The 19,841-nt window shown below is 72.2% G+C and carries 16 protein-coding genes and 1 pseudogene; 9 read left to right on the forward strand and 8 right to left on the reverse strand.

All coding sequences use genetic code 11. The annotated features are described in order from the left end of the window. Positions 1-137: 137 nt before the first annotated feature. Positions 138-873 (reverse strand): annotated as a pseudogene (erm, locus tag ABD832_RS14860) (ErmE/ErmH/ErmO/ErmR family 23S rRNA (adenine(2058)-N(6))-methyltransferase). A gap of 316 nt (positions 874-1,189) precedes the next feature. Next, on the reverse strand, positions 1,190-1,864 hold the full coding sequence (locus ABD832_RS14865; protein ID WP_344894536.1) for a GAP family protein: 675 nt from the start codon (positions 1,862-1,864) through the stop codon (positions 1,190-1,192). Between the two features lie 310 nt (positions 1,865-2,174). Between ABD832_RS14865 and ABD832_RS14870 the strand changes: the two genes are divergently transcribed. Continuing rightward, positions 2,175-2,987, forward strand: a complete 813-nt coding sequence (locus tag ABD832_RS14870) for an aldo/keto reductase (RefSeq protein ID WP_344894539.1) — start codon at positions 2,175-2,177, stop codon at positions 2,985-2,987. A gap of 36 nt (positions 2,988-3,023) precedes the next feature. On the opposite strand, the gene ABD832_RS14875 is transcribed toward ABD832_RS14870, so the two are convergent. Continuing rightward, entirely contained in the window at positions 3,024-4,325 is a 1,302-nt protein-coding gene (locus ABD832_RS14875) for a GH1 family beta-glucosidase (protein ID WP_344894541.1), read from the reverse strand. 88 nt (positions 4,326-4,413) lie between these two features. On the opposite strand from ABD832_RS14875, the gene ABD832_RS14880 reads away from it, so the two are divergent. After that, the gene (locus ABD832_RS14880) at positions 4,414-5,070 is read left to right on the forward strand and encodes a TetR/AcrR family transcriptional regulator (RefSeq protein WP_344894544.1); all 657 of its coding nucleotides are present in this window, start codon (positions 4,414-4,416) and stop codon (positions 5,068-5,070) included. A 30-nt stretch (positions 5,071-5,100) separates the two neighbouring features. Here ABD832_RS14880 and ABD832_RS14885 read toward each other — a convergent pair whose 3' ends face one another. Continuing rightward, entirely contained in the window at positions 5,101-6,039 is a 939-nt protein-coding gene (locus ABD832_RS14885) for an aldo/keto reductase (protein WP_344894547.1), read from the reverse strand. 267 nt (positions 6,040-6,306) lie between these two features. Here ABD832_RS14885 and ABD832_RS14890 point away from each other — a divergent pair, with 267 nt between their 5' ends. Beyond that, positions 6,307-6,669: a MerR family transcriptional regulator gene (locus tag ABD832_RS14890; protein ID WP_344894550.1), complete on the forward strand. Its 363-nt coding sequence runs from the start codon at positions 6,307-6,309 to the stop codon at positions 6,667-6,669. Here the strand turns inward: ABD832_RS14890 and ABD832_RS14895 are convergent. Both ABD832_RS14895 and ABD832_RS14900 read right to left on the reverse strand, forming a co-directional pair. Further along, positions 6,648-6,989, reverse strand: coding sequence for a transcriptional regulator (locus ABD832_RS14895; RefSeq protein ID WP_344894553.1), 342 nt, complete (start codon positions 6,987-6,989; stop codon positions 6,648-6,650). The genes ABD832_RS14890 and ABD832_RS14895 overlap by 22 nt on opposite strands. After that, complete coding sequence (locus ABD832_RS14900; protein WP_344894556.1) at positions 6,986-7,405, reverse strand: hypothetical protein; 420 nt, start codon at positions 7,403-7,405, stop codon at positions 6,986-6,988. The genes ABD832_RS14895 and ABD832_RS14900 overlap by 4 nt, the downstream gene beginning before the upstream one ends. 196 nt (positions 7,406-7,601) lie before the next feature. On the opposite strand from ABD832_RS14900, the gene ABD832_RS14905 reads away from it, so the two are divergent. Further along, complete coding sequence (locus ABD832_RS14905) at positions 7,602-9,068, forward strand: penicillin-binding transpeptidase domain-containing protein (RefSeq protein ID WP_344894559.1); 1,467 nt, start codon at positions 7,602-7,604, stop codon at positions 9,066-9,068. Here the strand turns inward: ABD832_RS14905 and ABD832_RS14910 are convergent. Then, positions 9,056-11,119, reverse strand: coding sequence for an ATP-binding cassette domain-containing protein (locus ABD832_RS14910; RefSeq protein WP_344894562.1), 2,064 nt, complete (start codon positions 11,117-11,119; stop codon positions 9,056-9,058). The two genes, ABD832_RS14905 and ABD832_RS14910, sit on opposite strands and share 13 nt — an antisense overlap. A 179-nt stretch (positions 11,120-11,298) precedes the next feature. On the opposite strand from ABD832_RS14910, the gene ABD832_RS14915 reads away from it, so the two are divergent. From ABD832_RS14915 to ABD832_RS14935, 5 genes are all read left to right on the forward strand, one after another. Beyond that, a complete protein-coding gene (locus ABD832_RS14915; protein WP_344894565.1) occupies positions 11,299-13,776 on the forward strand; it encodes a tetratricopeptide repeat protein in 2,478 nt (825 codons plus the stop codon). A 468-nt stretch (positions 13,777-14,244) separates the two neighbouring features. Further along, entirely contained in the window at positions 14,245-15,021 is a 777-nt protein-coding gene (locus ABD832_RS14920; protein WP_344894568.1) for an AMP-binding protein, read from the forward strand. 352 nt (positions 15,022-15,373) lie between these two features. Continuing rightward, positions 15,374-16,660, forward strand: coding sequence for an ABC transporter substrate-binding protein (locus tag ABD832_RS14925; protein ID WP_344894571.1), 1,287 nt, complete (start codon positions 15,374-15,376; stop codon positions 16,658-16,660). Between the two features lie 138 nt (positions 16,661-16,798). Then, positions 16,799-17,677, forward strand: coding sequence for a carbohydrate ABC transporter permease (locus tag ABD832_RS14930; protein ID WP_344894574.1), 879 nt, complete (start codon positions 16,799-16,801; stop codon positions 17,675-17,677). 46 nt (positions 17,678-17,723) lie between these two features. Then, on the forward strand, positions 17,724-18,653 hold the full coding sequence (locus ABD832_RS14935) for a carbohydrate ABC transporter permease (RefSeq protein WP_344894577.1): 930 nt from the start codon (positions 17,724-17,726) through the stop codon (positions 18,651-18,653). A gap of 140 nt (positions 18,654-18,793) precedes the next feature. On the opposite strand, the gene ABD832_RS14940 is transcribed toward ABD832_RS14935, so the two are convergent. Continuing rightward, positions 18,794-19,777: an ArsR/SmtB family transcription factor gene (locus tag ABD832_RS14940; protein WP_344894580.1), complete on the reverse strand. Its 984-nt coding sequence runs from the start codon at positions 19,775-19,777 to the stop codon at positions 18,794-18,796. Positions 19,778-19,841: the final 64 nt, after the last annotated feature.

The raw sequence follows: 19,841 nt of genomic DNA on the forward strand, positions 1-19,841 counted from the left end.
GCCCCTGCCGGCCGACGCCGCCGGCGACGTCCCAGCTCAACGAGGGCGACGCCCGCCTCCCGCCGCAATAAAATCGTTTTGAAAAGGCTGCCGGGGCGGGGGCGACCCCCGCCCCGGCAGCCTCGTGGCCCGGACGCTCAGCAGATCAGCTCGAAGAGCGTCAGCCACCGGTCGGGGTGGACGAACGCCACCACCGTGTCACGGTCCACCCCCGCCCGCGCGAAGGCCGCGTCGACCCTGCGGGACGGGTACCGCCCGCGCAGTGAGGCGTGCAGCGAGCCGCCCCGCCCGGTGAAGCCCTCCTCGACGAACGCCCGCCAGGCGTCGTGCCGCCCGGACGGCAGCAGCGGGGACCGGCCGGGCCGTGATCCGCAGGATCGCCGAGTCGACGGCGGGCACCGGGCGGAAGCTCGCCCGGCCGACGCGACCGGCCAGCTCCCAGGAGTGGTCCGGCCAGGTCAGCACGGTCAGCCTGCTCCAGCGGCCGAAGTCGCCGGAGCGCTTGCGCGCGTACTCCCGCTGGGTGAGCAGGGTCGCCGAGGTGAGCGCGGGGGCGCGCAGGCACCAGCCGACGATCGCCGAGGTGATCGAGTACGGGATGTTCCCGGCGACCGCGAACGGCTCGCGCGGGGCCCGCGCGGTCAGGAAGTCGGCCCTGACCACCTCGATCCGGTCGTGACCGCGGGCACGCGCGGCGAGCCTGTCCGCGTGCGCCGGGTCGATCTCGTACGCCACCACCCTGGCGCAGGTGTCGGCCAGCGCGAAGGTGAGGGCTCCCCGGCCGGCCCCCGGCTCCAGGAGCAGCTCGTGCGAGCCCGCGGTCACGGCCATCAGGCGTACGGCGTGCGGATCGACGAGGAAGTTCTGTGACAGGGCACGCCTGGTCCTGCCACGGTCGGCTTCCCCCTTTCCCTGGGATGATGAACGGTTTTCGGTGCGCGGAGAAGTGCGCCACGGCTTTCGCCCTTTCGGGTCCGAGGTGAGAGGTCTCGGAAGGCCCGGGGCGCGCATCGGGGACGCGTGGCGGAACGGAGAAGGGGTGACGCGTCCCTAGCGGGCCAGGGGCCGGGCACCGCGGGGACGGATCACGTGGCCGTACGTCATGACGGCGTAGTAGAGGCACATGGCGATAGACGATACGAATCGTCTCGTCAATGCGCAACCGGTTTTCCGCGCGGGTCCGCGCGGGTCAGAGGAGGAACAGGTGGGCCGCGGCGTCGCGGGCGACGAAGAACCCGACGATGCCCAGGGTCCAGCCGATCGTGGAGGCCGAGTGCCTGCGCATCCAGTCGCGCAGCCGCCGCAGCGCGGGCTCCAGCCGCCGCCGGGCGACCGACCAGAGGGCGAACAGCACGAGCGCGGGCAGGATCATGACGATCACGTAGCCCGCCAGCAGCGGCACCCACTGCGCGGCGGGCAGCTGTGCGGAGGTCATGAAGCCGATCGCGCCGAGGTAGGGCAGCATCGTCGCGACCTCCAGCAGGGCGGCGGTCAGCCCGAGCAGGACCATCGCCCCCGGGCCGCCCAGGCGGGGCTCCCGGCGGTCCGGGCGGTCCCGCCGCCGCTTGGAGTCGAACCGGAAGCTGAGCGCGAACAGCCCCACGCCGACGACGAGCTGCACCCAGTAGGCGGGACGGCTGCGCAGGGCCTCGTCGAAGGTGTCGAGGGCGGCGGCCAGCCCGAGCATCAGGGCCACGCCGACCCCGAAGTAGAACAGCGCGACCGTGGTCAGGTAGACCGCCATGCGGCCCACCGGCGACCGGTCAGAGGAGACCAGCAGGTACACGGGGACGCCCAGGGTCCCGAAGCTCATGCTGTCCAGGAGGGCCAGCGCGGCGAGGGTGAGCATCAGGGTGATGGTCAACGTGGTCCTTCGTCGGTGGAGGCGGATACGGGGACGGGGACGGGACGGGGATCGGCCGGAGCTCGCCCACCGTCCCTTCGATCCTCCGCCCCCGACCCGCGCGTGACCTCCTGCGTGACGTCGAGGTGGCCGTACACCTTTGGGACTACGGCCCGCCGAGGCGTACCGGCGCGAGGACGGGTATGGACCTGTTCCGGCGTCCGCCGTGGTGACGTGGCCCGATGACGGGCGCCGGCCGGCGGCACGCCCGTCCACGGCGGCCGCACCGGCGGTCCCGGGTCGTTCGCGACCGATGAGGAGAGAACCAGAGATGACGATCACTTTGAACAACGGGGTGTCCATGCCCCGGCTCGGTTTCGGCGTGTTCCAGATCCCCCCGGCCGAGACCGCGAAGGCGGTGGGCACCGCCCTGGAGACGGGGTACCGCAGCATCGACACCGCCAAGGTGTACGGCAACGAGCGGGAGGTGGGCGAGGCGCTGGCCTCCGCCGGCCTGCCCCGCGACGAGGTGTTCGTCACCACCAAGCTGTGGAACGACGACCAGGGCTACGACTCCACCCTGGCCGCCTTCGACGCGAGCATGGAGCGGCTGGGCCTGGACCGGCTCGACCTCTACCTCATCCACTGGCCCACCCCGGCCAGGGACAGGTACCTGGACACCTGGAGGGCACTGGAGAAGCTGCACGCCGACGGCCGGATCCGCGCCGTCGGGGTGTCCAACTTCCAGCCCGCCCACCTGACGCGCGTCATCGACGAGACCGGCCTCGTCCCCGCGGTCAACCAGATCGAGCTCCACCCCGCCCTGCAGCAGGCCGGGCTGCGCGCGTTCCACGCCCGGCACGGGATCGTCACCGAGGCGTGGAGCCCGCTGGCGCAGGGGGACGTGCTGGACGACCCGGTGATCACCGACATCGCCGGCCGGTACGGCAAGACCCCCGCCCAGGTCGTGCTGCGCTGGCACCTGGACCTGGGGAACGTCGTGATCCCCAAGTCGGTCACCCCGTCGAGGATCAGGGAGAACTTCGACCTCTCCGACTTCTCCCTCACCGAGGAGGACATGACGCGGATCGCCGGGCTGGAGAAGGGCACCCGCATCGGCCCGGATCCCGACGAGTTCAACTGAGCCGGCCGCCCCACCGGCGGCGGGGGGCCCCAAGGGTCACGGCCGCGCGATGCGCTCGCGCAGCCAGTGGTAGGAGGCCTTCGGGGTCCGCGCCCCGGTGGGGAAGTCGACGTGGACGAGCCCGAAACGCTGGCTGTAGCCCTCGGCCCACTCGAAGTTGTCCAGCAGGGACCAGACGTAGTAGCCGCGCACGTCCACCCCCTCGGCCCGCGCCCGCTGCATGGCCTCGATGTGGCCGTCGAGGAACTCGATCCTGGCCCGGTCGTCGACCGTCCCGTCCGGGCCGGGCTCGTCGGGCTGGGAGCAGCCGTTCTCGGTGACGTACACGGGCGGCAGGGCGTCGCCGTACCGGTCCCGGAGGCCGACGAGAAGCTCGCGCAGGCCGTCGGGGACGACGGGCCAGCCGAAGCCGGTGACGGGATGGCCGGTGACGCCCGCGTCGTGGAAGGGGAGCCCCTCGTCGACGGGGGCGGCGATCCGGGTGGGGTTGTAGTAGTTGATACCGATGCCGTCGAGCGGGGCGGAGATGAGCTCCAGATCGCCGTCGCGCACCCCGTCCATGTCCGTCCCGTACGCGGACAGGTCGGGGTAGGCGCCCAGCAGCACCGGGTCGTTGAACAGGCGGTTGTGCAGCGTGTCGTAGGCGTCCGCGGCGGCCAGGTCGGCCGGGTCGCCGGAGGCGGGCCGGACCGGGGTGCAGTTGTTGGTGATCAGCACCTTCTCCGCGCCGCGCGCCCGCAGCTCCCGCACGGCCAGGCCGTGCCCGAGCAGCTGGTGGTGGGCGGCGGGCAGCGCGTCCAGGACCAGGGTCCTGCCCGGGGCGTGGGTGCCCAGCGCGTACCCGTAGACCATGTGGACGAAGGGCTCGTTCAGGGTGATCCAGATGGGGATCCGGTCGGCGAGCCGGTCGGCCACGGCCGCGGCGTACTCGGCGAAGCGGTGGGCGGTGTCGCGGTTCAGCCACCCGCCCTCGTCCTCCAGCCGCTGGGGCAGGTCCCAGTGGAACAGCGTGGCCGCGGGGACGATGTCCCGCTCGACGAGCGCGTCGGTCAGCCGGTCGTAGAAGTCCAGCCCCGCCTGGTTGACCGCGCCCCTGCCGTCGGGCTGGACGCGCGGCCAGGCGATGGAGAACCGGTAGGAGTTCACCCCGAGGCCGGACATCAGCGCGACGTCCTCCCGCCAGCGGTGGTAGTGGTCGCAGGCCACGTCACCGGTGTCACCGTCCCGGATCCGGCCGGGCTCGTGGGAGAAGGTGTCCCAGATCGAAGGGCCCCGGCCGTCCTCGGCGACGGCGCCCTCGATCTGGTAGGACGCGGTCGCCGTACCCCACAGGAACATCTCGGCCTCCAGCCCGCCTGAGTCCGGATCATGGTAACCCCCCGCCCGTTCGTGGGGGACGATCCCTTCCGTGAGGGATGATGGGGGGATGACGAACGTCTCCGGGGGAACGCTTCGCCGCCGTCCTGCCCAGCGCCGCAGCCTGGAGAGGGTGGAACGCATGCTGGACGAGTGCGCGCGTCTGCTCGACGAGGTCGGCTACGAGATGATGACCACCAAGGAGGTCGCCCGCCGCGCCGAGGTGCCGATCGGGACCTTCTACCAGTTCTTCCCGGACAAGCAGGGGCTGGTCCGGGCGCTGGCGATGCGCAACCTGGAGGCGTTCCTCGGCCGGATCACGGCCAGGCTCGCGCAGGCGCACCTGTCCGACTGGACGGAGATGGTCGACCTCGCCGTCGACGAGTTCGTCGCGATGAAGCGGTCCACCCCGGGCTTCGCGGTCGTCGACTTCGGGAAGGTGCTCGCCGGTCCGTCCGGTTCGGTGGTCAAGGGCACCGACCGGATGCTCGACGCCGCGATGGAGAACAACGCCATCGTGGCCGACCGGCTCCGCGGGATCACCGTCGAGCTGATGGGCGCCCCGATCGGCCCCGGCCTGGACCGGGCCCTCTTCGTCGCGGTCGAGGCCGCCGACGCGGTGCTCAAGCTCGCCTTCCGCTCCCACCCGGACGGCGACCCCGACCTGATCGGCGAGTGCAAGAACCTGGTCCGGCGCTACCTGGCGGTCCACCTGCCCACCGGGTGACACGCGGGGACGGCGTCGGCGGGCGGACCGTCAGCGGACGGACTCCAGGCGGTCGCGGTGCCCGGCGTCCAGGGTGAGGTCCAGGGCGCCCAGGGCCTCCTCCAGCTGCGCCAGGGAGCTCACGCCGACGATCGGGACCGTCCTGACGTCACCGCCGATCAGCCAGGCCAGCACCACCTGGTTGACGCTCGCCCCCAGCTCACCGGCGATCTCCCGCAGCACGGCGAGCCCGCGGGTGGTGCCCGGGTGGTCGTAGATGTCCTGGATCGGCCGGTCCTCGCGGGTGTAGGCGCCGAACATGAGGGTGTTGTACGCCCACAGCGTCAGGTCCGGCTCCGAGCGCAGGTAGTCGAGCATGTCGTCCTGGACCAGGACGTGTCCCCCCTCGGGGAGCCTCGTCCCGGGCCGGGGCCGCAGGTAGGTGTGGCGGAGCTGCACGTGGGTGTAGGGCGGCAGGTCCATGGCCCGGGAGAGGGTGCGGGCGCGCTCCAGGCGCCAGGCGGGGACGTTGCTCGCGCCGATCTCGCGCACCGCGCCGGCCCGTACCAGCTCGCCGAAGGCGCCCAGCGTCTCCTCCAGCGGGACGGAGCGGTCCTCGACGTGTGCCCAGTACACGTCGACGTGGTCGGTGCCGAGCCGCCGCAGGCTGCCCTCGGCGGCGGCGGCGATCGCCTTGGCGGACAGGCCCTCGGCGAAGTCCAGGGTACGGTCGCCCGGGACGGTCGGGCGGGCGCCGCACTTGGTGCTCAGCACCATCCGGTCACGGTTGCCGCGGGCGGCCAGCCAGCGGCCGACGGCCAGCTCGCTCTCGTCGCCGGTGGCGCCCTCGATCCAGAACGGGTAGTTGTTCGCGGTGTCCAGCATGGTGCCACCGGCCTCGGCGAACCGGTCGAGGATGGCGAACGTGGTCTCGTCGTCGACGGCGGTGCCGAACGGGATGGTGCCCAGGGCGAGGGGGATGTGGGTCATGGGTCCCACCCTGCAGGCTGGAGTTCACTCCAGGTCAAGCGCGGCCGCGGAGGGCCCCGTGTCCGGGCGTCCGGGCGTTCGTCACTGCCGCGGGGGTCGGTAGGGTCGTGGGCAGGTTCGTGTCCCCCCGGACCTTCCCGGACGGACGGGACGGGGCTCCGGGCCGCCGCGCCGGTCCGTGGCCTTGTCGGTCGTGCCGATCCGCCTGCGGCGGCGGGGCGGCGGGGGGACTCTCGGTGAGGTGGTCATGTGATGAGGTCCGCGGACGTGAGCGTTTACACACCGGGACAGGTGGTCGAGGAGACCGGCTTCAGCCTTGACACGCTCCGCTACTACGAGCGGATCGGGCTGCTCGAACCGATCGGCCGCAACGCGGCCGGGCAGCGCAGGTTCACCCAGCAGGACGTCGGCTGGCTCGGCATGCTCCGCTGCCTGCGCGGCACCGGCATGCCGATCGCGGAGATGCTCCGTTTCGCGGAGCTGACCAGGGCGGGCGACCACACGTTCCGCGAGCGGATCGCGCTGCTGGAGGCCCACGACCGGCGGGTGGAGGAGCAGGTCGACAACCTGCGCGAGCAGCAGGTGGCGATCCGGAACAAGATCCGGTACTACCACTCGGTGGCCGGCTGACCGCGTCCGGCGGGCTCACGCTCCGGCACGCCGTCGGCGATCGCCCGCAGCGCCGCGCAGTGCGCGGTGAACGCGGCCTTGCCCTCCTTGCTGAGGGCGAGCCAGGTCCGCGGGCGCTTGCCGACGTATCCCTTGGTGACCTGGACGTAACCGGCGTTCTCCAGCGTGGCGACCTGCCTGGACAGGGCCGAGTCGGTCACCTCGACGATGTCGCGGACGTAGCCGAACTCGGCCTTCTCTGCGGCGGCGAGCAGGGCCACGATCGCGAACCGGACCGGCGAGTGGATGACGTCGTCGAGCTGGTGGCGCGGATGACTCACCGGCGCGCCTCCAGGTAGGCGCCGACCAGGGAGGGCAGCGAGGTCAGGACCGCCCCCGGCACCCACCAGGCGGGCTCGTTCCGGAACCAGGCCGACCCGGCCAGCAGGACGACGCCGTACAGCGCGAAGGTCGTCCCGATCATCACGGTGTGCCGGACGCCGAACCCGCGGCGGATCACCGGCTGGCGTACGGCGTGGACCGTGATGACCGCTATGAGTGCCAGCCACAGGCCCGTGGCGACCATCTTCGGGGGCACGCTCGTGGTGAACCCGAGGACGAGGACCAGCGCGCAGATCGAGGTCCCGAAGACGACCAGGTAGTGGACGTACCACCGGGAGCGGTCCCGCACGACGGTCTCCAGTTCCTCGGCGCGGGCCAGCGCCTCCGCCGGGCTCATGTGATCGTGCTGTGTCATGGGATCGCCTTCCTGTTCGGGCAGTACCTTCACAGTAGGGCATCACTTTCCACGTTGCTAAGTAGTTTCCCGCGTCTTTTTCCCGCGTGGTTCGCGTGACGGGGCCGCAAGCCGTACGGCGGCTTTGCCCCGGCTCGGGGCGCCCTTTTCGGTCAGGCTGTTAAACCGGTATCGGAGCCGGGGTCCGGGAGGGGTCATGATCGCACCGCGGGCACGCCGGATCAACATTCCGCTGCGGCATGTCGCCCTCATGTGCGGTGCCATGCTGTTCGCCCTCCTGGCCAACGTGACCTACCTGCAGGCGCTGGACTCCGAACGGCTCAACGAGGACCCCCGCAACCGCCGGACGCTGATCGCCCGCTTCGAGAGCCCCCGGGGCAGGATCCTGCTCCGCGACGGCACGGTCGTCGCGGCCAGCCGCAGGTCCAGGAGCGTCACCTACCGCTACCGGCGGGTCTACCCCGGCGGCCCGCTGTATGCGCCGGTCACCGGGCACTTCTCGCTGCACGGCACCGGCGGGCTGGAACTGGCCGAGGACGCCCTGCTGTCCGGGAACGACCCCCGGGTACGGGTGCGCGGGCTGATCGGCGGGACCCGCGACGGCGCCACCCTCAGGCTCACCCTCGACCGCGGCGCCCAGCGGGCCGCCTACGACGGCCTGCGCGCCACCGGCCTGCCCGGCGCCGTCGTCGCGATCGACCCGCGCACCGGCGCGATCCTGGCGATGGTCTCCCTGCCCTCCTACGACCCGAACCTGTACGCGAGCTTCAACCCGGCCAGGCTCGACCGGGCGGACAAGAGGCTGCGGGGCGATCCCGCCGACCCGCTGGTCAACCGGGCCGTCCAGCGGAGCCACCCGGCCGGGTCCACCTTCAAGATCGTCACCAGCGCCGCGGCGCTCGCCTCCGGCCGGTACGGCCCCGGCGTCGCCGTCAGCGTCCCGGCCTCGCTCCGCCTCCCCGGCACCGGCACCTACCTGCGCGACCGGCGCGGCGCCGCCTGCGCCGGAGGGGAGGCGGCCCTGCTCCAGGCGTTCCGCTCCTCCTGCGACACCCCCTTCGCCAAGCTCGGCATCGAGCTCGGCCCCGACGCGCTGCGCGAGCGGGCCGAGGCGTTCGGGTTCGACACCGACGACCTGCGGATCCCCATGCCGGTGGTCAGGAGCGTCTACCCGCCGGCGACGGACGACGCGCGGACCGCGATGTCGGCGCTGGGCGGGGCCGGTGTCCGGGTCACCCCGCTGATGATGGCGATGATCGCGGCGACGGTGGCCAACGACGGCCTGCTGATGCGCCCCCACCTGGTGGCGGACGTCCGCCTCGCCGACGACACCGTGATCGAGCGGGCCGAGCCGTCGCCCTACCGCAGGGTGTTCGGCGCCGAGGAGGCCGAACGGCTCACCGGGATGATGGTCGCCGTCACCGAGCCGGGAGGGACGGGCGTCGCCGCGGCCCTCCCCGGGGTGAAGGTCGCCGCCGAGACCGGTTCGGCCGGGAACGTCCCCCTGGCCGAGGACCACGCGCTCTTCACCGGGTTCGCGCCGGCCGCCGCCCCCCGGGTCGCGGTGGGCGTCCTGGTCGAGGGCGGCGGGGAGGGCGGGCGGGTGGCGGCCCCCGTCGCCAGGGCCGTCATCGAGGCCGTACTGGTCGGTCAGGCCGAGTAGGCGGAGGCCTGGAGCCCGTACAGGTCGGCGTAGAGGCCGTCGAGGCCGATGAGCTCGTCGTGGGTGCCGTGCTCGATGACCCTGCCGTGGTCCAGCACGTAGATCCGGTCGGCGTAGCGGACGCTCGCCAGCCGGTGGGTGATCAGCAGGACGGTGCGCCCGTCGGCGTGCTCCCGGATGCGTTCGAACAGGGCGTGCTCGGCGCGGGCGTCCAGCGCCGCGGTGGGCTCGTCGCAGATCAGCAGCGGGGCGTCCCGGTGGAAGCCGCGGGCCACCGCGATCCTCTGCCACTGGCCTCCGGACAGCTCGTGGCCGTCCTTGAAGCGCCGGTCGAGCAGGGTGCCGTAGCCGTGCGGCAGCTCGGCCACGACCTGGTCGGCGCCGGCGACCTCGGCCGCCGCGACGAGCGCGGCCTCCCCCTTGTCGGTGCCCATGGTGATGTTGTGGCGGGCCCTCAGCGGCCAGCGGGTGTGGTCCTGGGCGATGACCGCGATACGGCGCCTCAGCGCGTCGGGATCGACGGCGGACAGGTCGGTGTCGTCCCACAGGACCCGGCCGGAGTCCGGCTCGTACAGCCCGGACAGGATCTTGGCCAGCGTGGTCTTGCCCGACCCGTTCTCCCCGACCAGCGCGATCACCTCGCCCCGCTCGACGCGCACGCTCACCCCCCGCAGCGCCGGGGAGGCCGAGCCGGGATAGGTGAAGACGACGTCCTCGGCGACGATCCGGGCGAAGGCCTCCGGCGCCGGTGCCGGTCGCCCGGACGGCATCCTCCCCTCCGCCTCGGCGCAGAAGTCCAGGAAGTCGGTGAAGTACAGGCCCTCCTCGTACAGGCGGTTCGTGGCGAACATCAGGTTGGCCAGGTACGTCTGGCCCGAGCGGATCGCCAGCACCGCGGTGCCCGCCACCGCCAGCGGGACCGCGCCCATCGCCAGCAGCACCCCCAGCGCCACGTACACCAGGGCGGTGCCGATCCCGCCCAGCGCCTCGCCCACGATCCTGGCGACCGTCTGCCGCCGCGCCAGGGTGAGCATGACGGTCTGCTCGGCCGTGGCGACCACGTCGTACATCCGCATCAGGAAGTCGCGCATGGTGAACGAGCGCACCTCGGCGGCCGGGTCCCGCTGCGCCAGCAGATCCGAGATGATCCACTTACGGCGGCCGACCGGGATCAGCGTGTACATGGTCGTGTAGCGCATCCGCGCCGAGCGGATCGCCGCCCAGGCGTCGGGCAGCACCGCCAGCGCCAGCAGCGGCAGCAATACGGGGTGGAGCACCCCCAGCACGCCGGCGGCGGCGACGATGCCGATCCCCGCGGTCAGCACGTTGACGGTCGTGCTCACCACCACGTCGGCCATGGAGACCCCGCGCGTCCGGGCCCGCTGGAGCGCGTCGTGGAAGTCGGGGTCGTCGAAGGCCGCGAGCTCGACCTTGCTGGTCAGCCCGTACAGGCGCTCCTCGGCGAGCCGGCCGACCTGGGGTTCCAGCCGTGACTGGGCCCAGCCCGCACCCGCCTGCATGAGGGTGCGCAGGGCCGCGGCCACCCCCACCATGATCAGGCCGGGCAGCGCGGCCCGCACCCGCTCGGGGGTCGGACCGGCCTCGAACAGCGCCGACAGCACCTCGGTGGTGGCGAGCAGCCCGAACGCGGTGAACACACCGGCCAGCAGGCTCAGCGAGATCGCGACGGCGGTGTCGCGGCGGCTGGCCAGCCACGCCAGCCCGACGGCCTGCGAGACCAGGGCCGGGAGCCTGCGGGCGATGGTCAGGAACCCGACCTTCGCCATCGTGTCGGCGTGCGCGTACCACTCGGAGAGGTTCAGCTCGCCGAACTCGGAGGAGTCGTCCGCGGCCGGGCCCGGGGCCCGGGGCGGACCCGGGTCACCGGCAGAGCCGGACGTGCCGGCCGGGCCGGGATCATCGGCCGGACCCGGGGCATCGGCCGGGCCGCGAACATTGGCCGGGCCCGGGGCGTCGGCCGGGCCGGACGTGCCGGGAGGGGGCGGGGAGCCCGACGGGTCGGGGGAGCGGGGGGCGGGGGAGTCGGCCATGGAAGCAGTGTGAGCGGCCGTCCCGGCGATGGCCATCCGATGGCCATCCGATGGCCGCTGACGGTCAGCACCGGGCCCGGCGCCCGCGCGCCGCCCGGAAAAAGGACTAAGACCGGGCATGGTTCGGTAATTGATGTCACACTTTCTGTGACGGTTCTACCCGACCTCCCTAAGAGCCGATGACCCAGGACACCGCGCACGCCTCCCTCACCGGTGGCAACCTGCCCCTCGAACCGAACGGCTTCGTGGGGCGTGAGACCGACGTGGAAGAACTCGTCGACCTGCTGGGCGTCGCCCGGGTGGTGACGCTCTGCGGGACGGGCGGCATCGGCAAGAGCAGGCTGGCGATCCGGGTGGCCTCCCAGGTGGCGGCGGAGTTCCCCGGGGGCGTCTGGCTGGTCGAGCTGGCCGACGCGGTGCCCGGCGACCAGATCGAGACCAGGGTGGCCGCCGTGCTCGGGGTCAAGGCCGAGCCGTCCCGCGCGCTGGCCGAGACCCTGATCGACGCGCTCGGCGACCGGCGGCTGCTGCTGGTCATGGACAACTGCGAATCGCTCATCGAGGAGTCCGCCAGGTTCTGCCGCGCGGTCCTGACCGTCTGCCCCGAGGTGCGCGTGCTCACGACCAGCCGGGAACCGCTGCGGGTGGCCGGGGAGACCGTGTGGCGCGTGCCGCCGCTCAGCCTGCCCCGGGGCGGCGGTCACGACCCGGCCGACAGCGAGGCGGTGCGGCTCTTCGTCGACCGCGCCACCGCGGCCTCCCGCGAGTTCGCCGTCACCGAGCAGAACGAGGCCGACATCGCCGACCTCTGCGAGGCGCTCGACGGGATGCCGCTGGCCATCGAGCTCGCCGCCGCCCTGTGCCGGGTGCTGACCGTGGGGCAGATCAACGCCCGGATCAGGGACCGGTTCCGGCTGCTGTCGGCGGGCGACCGGACGGCCCCGGCCAGGCAGCAGACGCTCAGGGCGACCGTCGACTGGAGCTACCAGCAGCTGGACGAGCCCGAACGGATCCTGCTCAGGCGGCTTGCGGTCTTCACCGGCGGGTGGACGCTCGACATGGCCGAGCGGGTCTGCGCGCGCGACGCCCTGCGCGCCGAGGACGTGCTGAGGGTGCTCTGCGTCCTGGTCGACAAGTCGCTGGTGCTGGCCGAGACGGCGGTCGCGGGCGAGACGCGCTACCGCATGCTGGAGACGATCCGCGAGTACGCGGCCGAGCAGCTGGCCGCCTCCGGGGAGGAGCCCGGGTTCCGCAGGCTGCACCGCGACCACATGATCGAGGTCGCCGCCCGGATGCACCGCACGATCGTCCGGCGGCCCCGTCCCACCTGGGCGGAGATCTGCCCGATGCTGGTCATGATGGACGAGCTCCAGGCCAACGTGTGGGCGGCGGTGCGCTGGTCGGCCGAGGCCGACGGCGACCCGGAGAGCGCGCTGCGCCTGCTCGTCCTGCTGCGCTGGCCGCTCATCGCCGGGGGCAGGTTCACCCCGGCCGACAAGTGGCTCGACCGCCTGCTGGAGGCCGCCCCCGAGGAGCTGTCGCCCCAGGTGCGCGGCGACGCCCTGGCGCTGCGCGGGCAGGTGGCCTTCGGGCAGGGCGACCCCGACGCGGCCCAGGTCGCCTGCACCGCCGCGGCCGGGCTGTGCCGGCAGGCGGGCCTGCACGGGCCGCTCGGCGGCGCGCTGGCCGTGCTGGCCTGGGTGGCCATCTACCAGCGCCGCCCCGACCGGGCCAGGACCCTGCTGGACGAGGCGCTGGAGGCCGTGCGCGCGGTCGACGACCCCTGGCACGAGACGGTCGTCCGGTCGATGGAGGGCACGCTCGCCCTCTCCGAGGGCAGGGCGAAGGAGTCGCAGCGCTCCTTCGAGGCCGCGCTGGCGATCGCGCACGAGCTCGACAACCACTGGGCCGCTCCGGTCGCGCTGATCGGCCTGGCCCAGGTCGCCTGGCTCCGCGGGGACCTGGCCGAGGCCCGTGCCCGCTACGAGCGCGCCCTCGACATGCTCCAGGACATCACCGCCCACTGGCAGGTCGTCACGTGCCTGTCCGGGCTGGGCCGGATCGCCCTCGCCCAGGGAGACCTCGCCACCGCGCGGGTCAGGCTGATCGAGAGCCTGCGGCTGTGCATCGGGACCGGCCAGCGGCTCGGCGTGGCCCGCCGGATCGAGACGCTCGCCCAGCTCGCCCTCGCCGAGGAGGACGACCGCCGCGCGGTGCGCCTGGCCGGGGCCTCCGCCGCGATCAGGAGCGCGATGAGCGGCGCCGTGCTCCCGCCCGGGTTCGGGGCGAGGATGGAGGAGCTGCTCCAGCCCGCCCGGATGCGCCTCGGCGAGGGCCAGGTCGCCCAGTTGTGGGCGCAGGGCCAGGAGATGTCCCAGGAGCAGGCGGTCCGCTACGCGCTGCAGGTCGAGGAGCCGCACGAGACGCCCCCGCTGCTCGGCGCCTCCCCGGCGGTCACCCCGCTGACCACGCTCACCTGCCGGGAGTGGGAGATCGCCGAGCTCGTCGCCAGGGGCCTGAGCAACAAGGCCATCGCCGACGACCTGGTGATCAGTCCCGCCACCGCCGCCCGGCACGTCGCCAACATCCTGGCCAAGCTCGGCTTCTCCTCCCGGACGCAGGTCGCCACCTGGGTGGTCGAGCAGAACCGTTCCTAGCCCGCGGGCTACACATGTGCGACGCGGAAGATACATCCCGGGATACGCACTCCGGAGCATGTGGCGGACCCGTCGCGCGCCGTACGTTTTCCTGGTGTTCGACCGATGACGTCCAGCCTTCCGCACCGCGCCGGCCGAAACCCCGGTACGGGACGGAGGTCCACACCATCCCGGACGTCTCGGTCGGGCACGTCGCGGACGTCGCGTGCCCTTGTCGACGGCCGGGGTCTCCTCGGAGGGGTGGGGACCAGGTCATGGGGCATGTGACAGCGGGCTCGGGTCGCGCAGGGCCCGGGCCCGCCCGGCGTTCCCGCCCACGGTCACGGCACCGTCCGGGACGCGCCGGGGGCCCGCGGGCCGGACGTCCCGCGGACCGGCGGACGGGCGGGCGCGGAGGGGCCGGATACACAGCCATCTACATACATCTGCCGATGCCCGCGCGGACGGCCCGCCCCTAGCGTCGGCGGAATGAGACCGACCTCTCCGTCCACCAGCTGCACCCTCACCGAGGCGGTGTTCGGCTACGCGCACGGGCGAGGCGATCGGCCCGCGCTGATCGACCTCGACGCCGGCATGGTGTACGGCCACCGCCGCCTGGCCGCGGAGGTGATGCGGGGAGCCTCGGGTCTGGTGCGGCGGGGGGCCAGGCGGCGTCAGGTCGCCGGGATCCACGTGGACAGCGCGGTGGCCCAGACGCTGGCGGTGCACACGGTCATCGCGGCCGGAGGGGTGGCGGCGCCGATCACCTCGGGGTGCGAGGAGATGGCCGACCTGCTGGCCGAGTGGGACGCGCGGTTGCTCATCACCACCCCGCGGCTGGCGGGCGCGTCGCTGCGCGCGGTGGAGGACTCCCGGGTCCGGCAGGTGATCGCGTTCGGCCAGGCCCGCGACACCGTCGACTTCGCCGACCTGCTGCTGCTCGAACCCATGCCGCTGCCCTTCCTCGACCCGGTGGTGCAGCCCGCGCTGCTGGTCGAGGACGGGGGCGTGCTGACCCACCAGGATCTGATCACCCGGATGAACGCGCTCGACCGGGGAGCCGACCTCGGCAAGTCCGACGTGCTGCTGATCACCTGGCCCCTGCGGTGCAGCATGGCCCTGACGATCCTGATCGGGCTGGCGCTGATGCGCGGCGCGCTGGTCGTGGTGGCCCCGGGGCTGATGTCCCGGGAGCTGTCGGCGACCATCCAGGACTTCGGCGTCACCGTCGTGGCGCTCCCCGACGGGGCCGTCCAGCGCGTCTGAGGCGGGCCGCGCCCCCGCCGTCCGGCGGGTCCGGGACGAGGCGCGCGGTACCGGGCACGTCACGTGCGCGGGACCGGCGCGCACGGTCGCCGCGTACCGGCGCGCACGAACGCGCACGAGCCGCGCGCCGGAGCGTACCGGCGCACGGGAGCGCGTACCGGCGCACGGGAGGCTCGCCGTCATCCGCGGACACCGGTGGTTCTCACATGTCGGGATGCGGAGCTGTTATCCCCGCAATCTTGACGGCGCTCGGTGCGGAGTGGCTTGATTGCACGTGTCGACGACGCTGACAACGTTGTCATGTTCTCGGGGGAACACCTGTGCAACCTCGACCCCGAAGGGACGGAGAGCTGTGCGACGACAGTTGATGGCGGCCGTCGCGGCCACCATGGCGGGCCTGCTCGCCCTGACCGCCTGTGGTGGTGACGGCGGTACCCCGCAGAGCCCGCAGGCCGACGCGAAGAAGAAGGTCGAGGTCTTCTCCTGGTGGACCGGCCCCGGCGAGGCCGACGGGCTGAAGGCCATGAGGGAGATCTTCCAGAAGCAGAACGCCGGGCTGGAGTTCTTCGACGCGGCCGTGGCGGGCGGCTCCGGGGACAAGGCGCGGGCCCTGCTGACCACCAAGCTGCAGGCCCAGACCCCGCCCGACACCTTCCAGGGTCACGCGGGCGCCGAGCTGCAGGGCTACATCAAGGCCGGTCAGCTCGAACCGCTGAACTTCCTCTACGACGAGCTCAAGCTCAAGGAGGCGTTCCCGCAGCAGCTCGTCGACCAGATCAGCGTCCAGGGCCAGATCTACTCGGTCCCGGTCAACGTCCACCGCTCCAACGTGATGTGGTTCAGCCCCGCCGTCCTGAAGGAGGCGGGCGTCGCCGAGGTGCCGAAGACGATCCCGGACTTCGTCGCGGCGCTGGAGAAGGTCAAGCAGAAGGGCAAGATCCCGCTCTCGATCGGCTCGGAGTGGACGATGGTCCACCTGCTGGAGAGCGTGCTGCTCGGCTCGCTGGGCACCGACGCGTACAACAAGCTGTGGACCGCGGGGTCGGACTGGTCCGGCCCGGCGATGACCAAGGCGCTGAACGACTTCAAGACGATCCTGTCCTACGCCGGCGACCCGGCCGACGACTGGCAGCCCGCGGCCAAGCAGGTCGCCGACGGCCAGGCCGCCTTCAACATCATGGGCGACTGGGCGTACGGCTACTTCCACAACCCGCCGGACGGCGGCCTGGGCAAGACGTCCAAGACCGACTTCGACTGGGCGCCCTCGCCCGGCACCGCGGGCACGTTCATGTGGCTGTCGGACAGCTTCACCCTGCCCAAGGGCGCGCCCAACCGCGACGGCGCCGTGGCCTGGCTGAAGGTGGCCGCCGGCAAGGAGGGCCAGGACGCCTTCAACCCGAAGAAGGGCTCCATCCCGGCCCGCAAGGACGCCGACACCGCCCTCTACACCGACTACCTCGCGGACGCGCTCAAGGACTGGGGTTCCGACGAGCTCGCCGGTTCCATCCAGCACGGCGTGGTCGTGAACGACGCCTGGCGCGTCTCGATCAACGAGGCGGTCGGCGTGTTCCACGGCGACAAGGACGTGGCCGCGTTCCAGACGGCGCTGGCCGAGGCCGCAAAGAACTCCGGACAGTGATCTTTCGGTACGGCCCGCGGTGACGTGGGCCGTACCTCGCGGAAGGGGTGCCTGCCGGTGACACCGACGACGCGGGCGACGCCGAAGACGCCGACGACACGGACGACACGGACGACACGCGTGGGGACGATGTCGCGGATGCGCAGGTGGCTTCCCGGCCTGCTGCTGGTCACGCCGTCGATCGTCGCGATCGCGGTCTTCGTGTACGGCATGCTCGGCTGGAACTTCCGGCTGGCCATGACCGACAAGCACGACGAGGTGTCCGAGGGGAACTTCGTGGGCCTGGAGAACTTCGTCACGCTCTGGGACCAGAAGCGCTGGGGGATCTCGGTCGAGCACGCCGTCGTCTTCACGGTGGTCTTCGTGTTCGGGGCGCTGGTGCTCGGCTGGCTGCTGGCGTTCCTGATGGAGAAGGGGATCAGGGGTGAGGGGACCTTCCGGGCGGTCTACCTGTTCCCGATGGCGGTCTCCTTCGTCGCGACCGGGGTGGTCTGGCGCTGGCTGATGAACTCCTCCCAGGGCGAGCGGGCGGTCGGACTGAACCGGTTGTTCGACACCCTGGGCCTGGAGTTCCTGCAGTGGCAGTGGTTCCGGGACCAGGACTGGGGGATGGCGGCCATGGCCATCCCGGCGATCTGGCAGATGTCCGGATATGTCATGGCATTGTTCTTGGCGGGGTTCCGCGGGGTCCCCGAGGACCTCAGGGAGGCGGCCCGGGTCGACGGCTGTGGCGAGTGGCAGGTCTACCGGCACATCGTGCTGCCGCTGCTCCGCCCGGTCACCCTGTCCGCGCTGATCATCCTGGGGCACATCTCGCTCAAGGTCTTCGACCTGATCGTCGCGGTCTCCGGCAAGCAGATCATCACCGACGTGCCCGCGGTGTTCATGTGGGTCGCGGTCTTCGACTCCCACGACCCGGCCAAGGGCGCCACCATCGCGTCCTACATCGTGCTCGCGGTCAGCGTCTTCGTCATCCCGTACCTGGTCTGGACGCTCCGCAGGGAGAGGCGCTCGTGACCCTCCCGCCGGCACCGAGAACGGTCCCCCACCCCGGAGGCACCCGATGACGACCACCGTGACCGGCCCCGGTGTCACCCCCGCGCGGGGCGGCGCGGGCGACCCCGGGGACCGGGCCAGGCGGCGGGCACGGCTGTCGCGCGGCGTCAGGCTGGCGCTGCTGGTCGCCTTCCTGCTCGTCTTCCTGATCCCGATCTACGTGCTGCTGGTCACCAGCTTCAAGCCGCTGACCGAGGCCGACCCGGGCCGGGCATGGGCACTGCCCGAGGTGTGGACGGCCGAGCCGTGGCGGGTGGCCTGGGAGAAGCTCGCCCCCGGCATCTGGAACAGCGTGCTGCTCGCGGTCCCCGGCTCGCTGATCTCGGCGATTCTGGGCTCGATGAACGGCTACGTGCTGTCGAAGTGGCGCTTCCCCGGCTCCGACGTGCTGTTCACCCTGTTCCTGTTCGGCATGTTCATCCCGTACCAGGGCGTCATGATCCCGCTGGTCCAGCTCCTGGTGAAGCTGAACGAGGTCACGCTGGCGGTCACCGGGGTGCCGGGGGTCTTCTACGGCGCGATCCCGGGCCTGCTGCTGGCCCACGTGGTCTACGGCATCCCGATCTGCACGCTGATCTTCCGCAACTACTACGTCACCATCCCGGACGAGCTGATCGAGGCGTCCAGGGTGGACGGGGCGGGGATGCTGCGGACCTACTGGTCGGTGGTGCTGCCGGTCTCCGGCCCGGCCTTCGCGGTCGTGATCATCTGGCAGTTCACCTCGATGTGGAACGACTTCCTGTTCGCCGTCTTCCTCACCGGCCCGCAGAGCTGGCCCACCACGGTCATGCTCAACAACATCGCCGGTGCCCAGACCGTCCCCTACAGCCAGCAGATGGCCGCCGCCCTGCTCGCCTCCATCCCCACAATGATCATCTACATCCTCCTCGGCCGCTTCTTCATGCGCGGCCTCATGGCCGGAGCCCTCAAGGGCTGACCCCGCACCGAAACCCGCCGGCGTGCCGGCCGGGGGTCCGGTCCCGGTGGGAAGCGGACCCTTGGCACCCGTACGTCCCGTCGGCGGTCACCCCCTCGTGGATCGCGTACGCGCCGGGCGCGGCCGCCCCGGACGGGTGATCACGTCGCCTGGCCGGGGTTGACCAGCGCGTCGCCCAGTGCGGTGCGGTGGTACAGGACGCCGCGGCCGGTGCGGCTGCCGGTGACCAGGCCCGCCCGGCGCAGGGCGGCGATGTGGCCGCCCACGGTTCCCAGGCTCAGCCCCAGCAGGGCGACCAGCGCCGTGGTCGTCGCGGGGGCGGCCAGTTCGAGCAGCACCCGGGTCCTGGTGCCGCCGATCAGCCCGGCCAGGCCGTCCGGTGTCTCGGGCGGGATGCCGGTGCCCCGGGCCGGGTAGCTGATCGCGTACGGCCAGTGGGTCTCCAGGTAGGAGCCCACCCCGACGGGGATCACGCTCGGGATGAAGAGCAGGCCGCGCCCGTCGAGCCGGTAGCTCTCGTCCGCGCTCTCGGAGAGCACCTCGATGACACCGTCGGGATGCCACCGGACCCGGGGGCTGAGGTCGTCGAGCGCGGCTGCCCAGCCGTAGGTCGCCAGGCGGCCGGACCGCTGGATCACGTCCCGCTCCATGATCGCGTGGAAGCGTGGCCAGGCCGGGGCGACGATCTCGTCCCAGGTCGCCTGGAGCGCGTCGGCGAACAGCCGTACCACGTCGGGGGAGAACAGCAGGTCCACGACGTGCCGCGGAGGACGCGGCATCCCCTCCAGGTTCCTGGCGATCTCGGTGTGCGCCCGCGCCACCGGGGTGGCGCGCACCACCGCGAGCTCCGCCTCGAAGGGAGTGTTCACCCCGGTCGGCGGCGGTGCGGGGAAGTCGGCGTTGTACTCCCGCTCGCGGAACAACGCCACCATGGGGGCCAGCCCCGGCTGGGTGACCAGCAGTCTCTCGTACGGTTCCCGCACCCGGTCCACCCACGCCCGCCACGGCCCGACCTCCCGCCTGCCGGACAGGATCCAGAGCGCGTGCTTGGTCACGATGAGCGGGGAGATGGCGAACCTGCTGGCCATGATGTCCTGCGGGGTGACCTCGATACGGAAGACCATGGTTGACCTTTCGGATATATCCGAAAGATTAGCCAGCCGGACGAGGGCCTTCCACCATCGTGTC

Origin of the sequence: Streptosporangium longisporum (genome assembly GCF_039534895.1) — a bacterium.
Lineage (GTDB): Bacteria > Actinomycetota > Actinomycetes > Streptosporangiales > Streptosporangiaceae > Streptosporangium > Streptosporangium longisporum.

Coding starts and splice junctions, on each gene's coding strand:
- ABD832_RS14870 (WP_344894539.1), top strand. CDS start 2,175: ATGACGATCACTTTGAACAACGGGGTGTCCATGCCCCGGCTCGGTTTC.
- ABD832_RS14875 (WP_344894541.1), bottom strand. CDS start 4,325: ATGTTCCTGTGGGGTACGGCGACCGCGTCCTACCAGATCGAGGGCGCC.
- ABD832_RS14880 (WP_344894544.1), top strand. CDS start 4,414: ATGACGAACGTCTCCGGGGGAACGCTTCGCCGCCGTCCTGCCCAGCGC.
- ABD832_RS14885 (WP_344894547.1), bottom strand. CDS start 6,039: ATGACCCACATCCCCCTCGCCCTGGGCACCATCCCGTTCGGCACCGCC.
- ABD832_RS14900 (WP_344894556.1), bottom strand. CDS start 7,405: ATGACACAGCACGATCACATGAGCCCGGCGGAGGCGCTGGCCCGCGCC.
- ABD832_RS14905 (WP_344894559.1), top strand. CDS start 7,602: ATGATCGCACCGCGGGCACGCCGGATCAACATTCCGCTGCGGCATGTC.
- ABD832_RS14910 (WP_344894562.1), bottom strand. CDS start 11,119: ATGGCCGACTCCCCCGCCCCCCGCTCCCCCGACCCGTCGGGCTCCCCG.
- ABD832_RS14915 (WP_344894565.1), top strand. CDS start 11,299: ATGACCCAGGACACCGCGCACGCCTCCCTCACCGGTGGCAACCTGCCC.
- ABD832_RS14920 (WP_344894568.1), top strand. CDS start 14,245: ATGAGACCGACCTCTCCGTCCACCAGCTGCACCCTCACCGAGGCGGTG.
- ABD832_RS14930 (WP_344894574.1), top strand. CDS start 16,799: ATGCGCAGGTGGCTTCCCGGCCTGCTGCTGGTCACGCCGTCGATCGTC.
- ABD832_RS14935 (WP_344894577.1), top strand. CDS start 17,724: ATGACGACCACCGTGACCGGCCCCGGTGTCACCCCCGCGCGGGGCGGC.
- ABD832_RS14940 (WP_344894580.1), bottom strand. CDS start 19,777: ATGGTCTTCCGTATCGAGGTCACCCCGCAGGACATCATGGCCAGCAGG.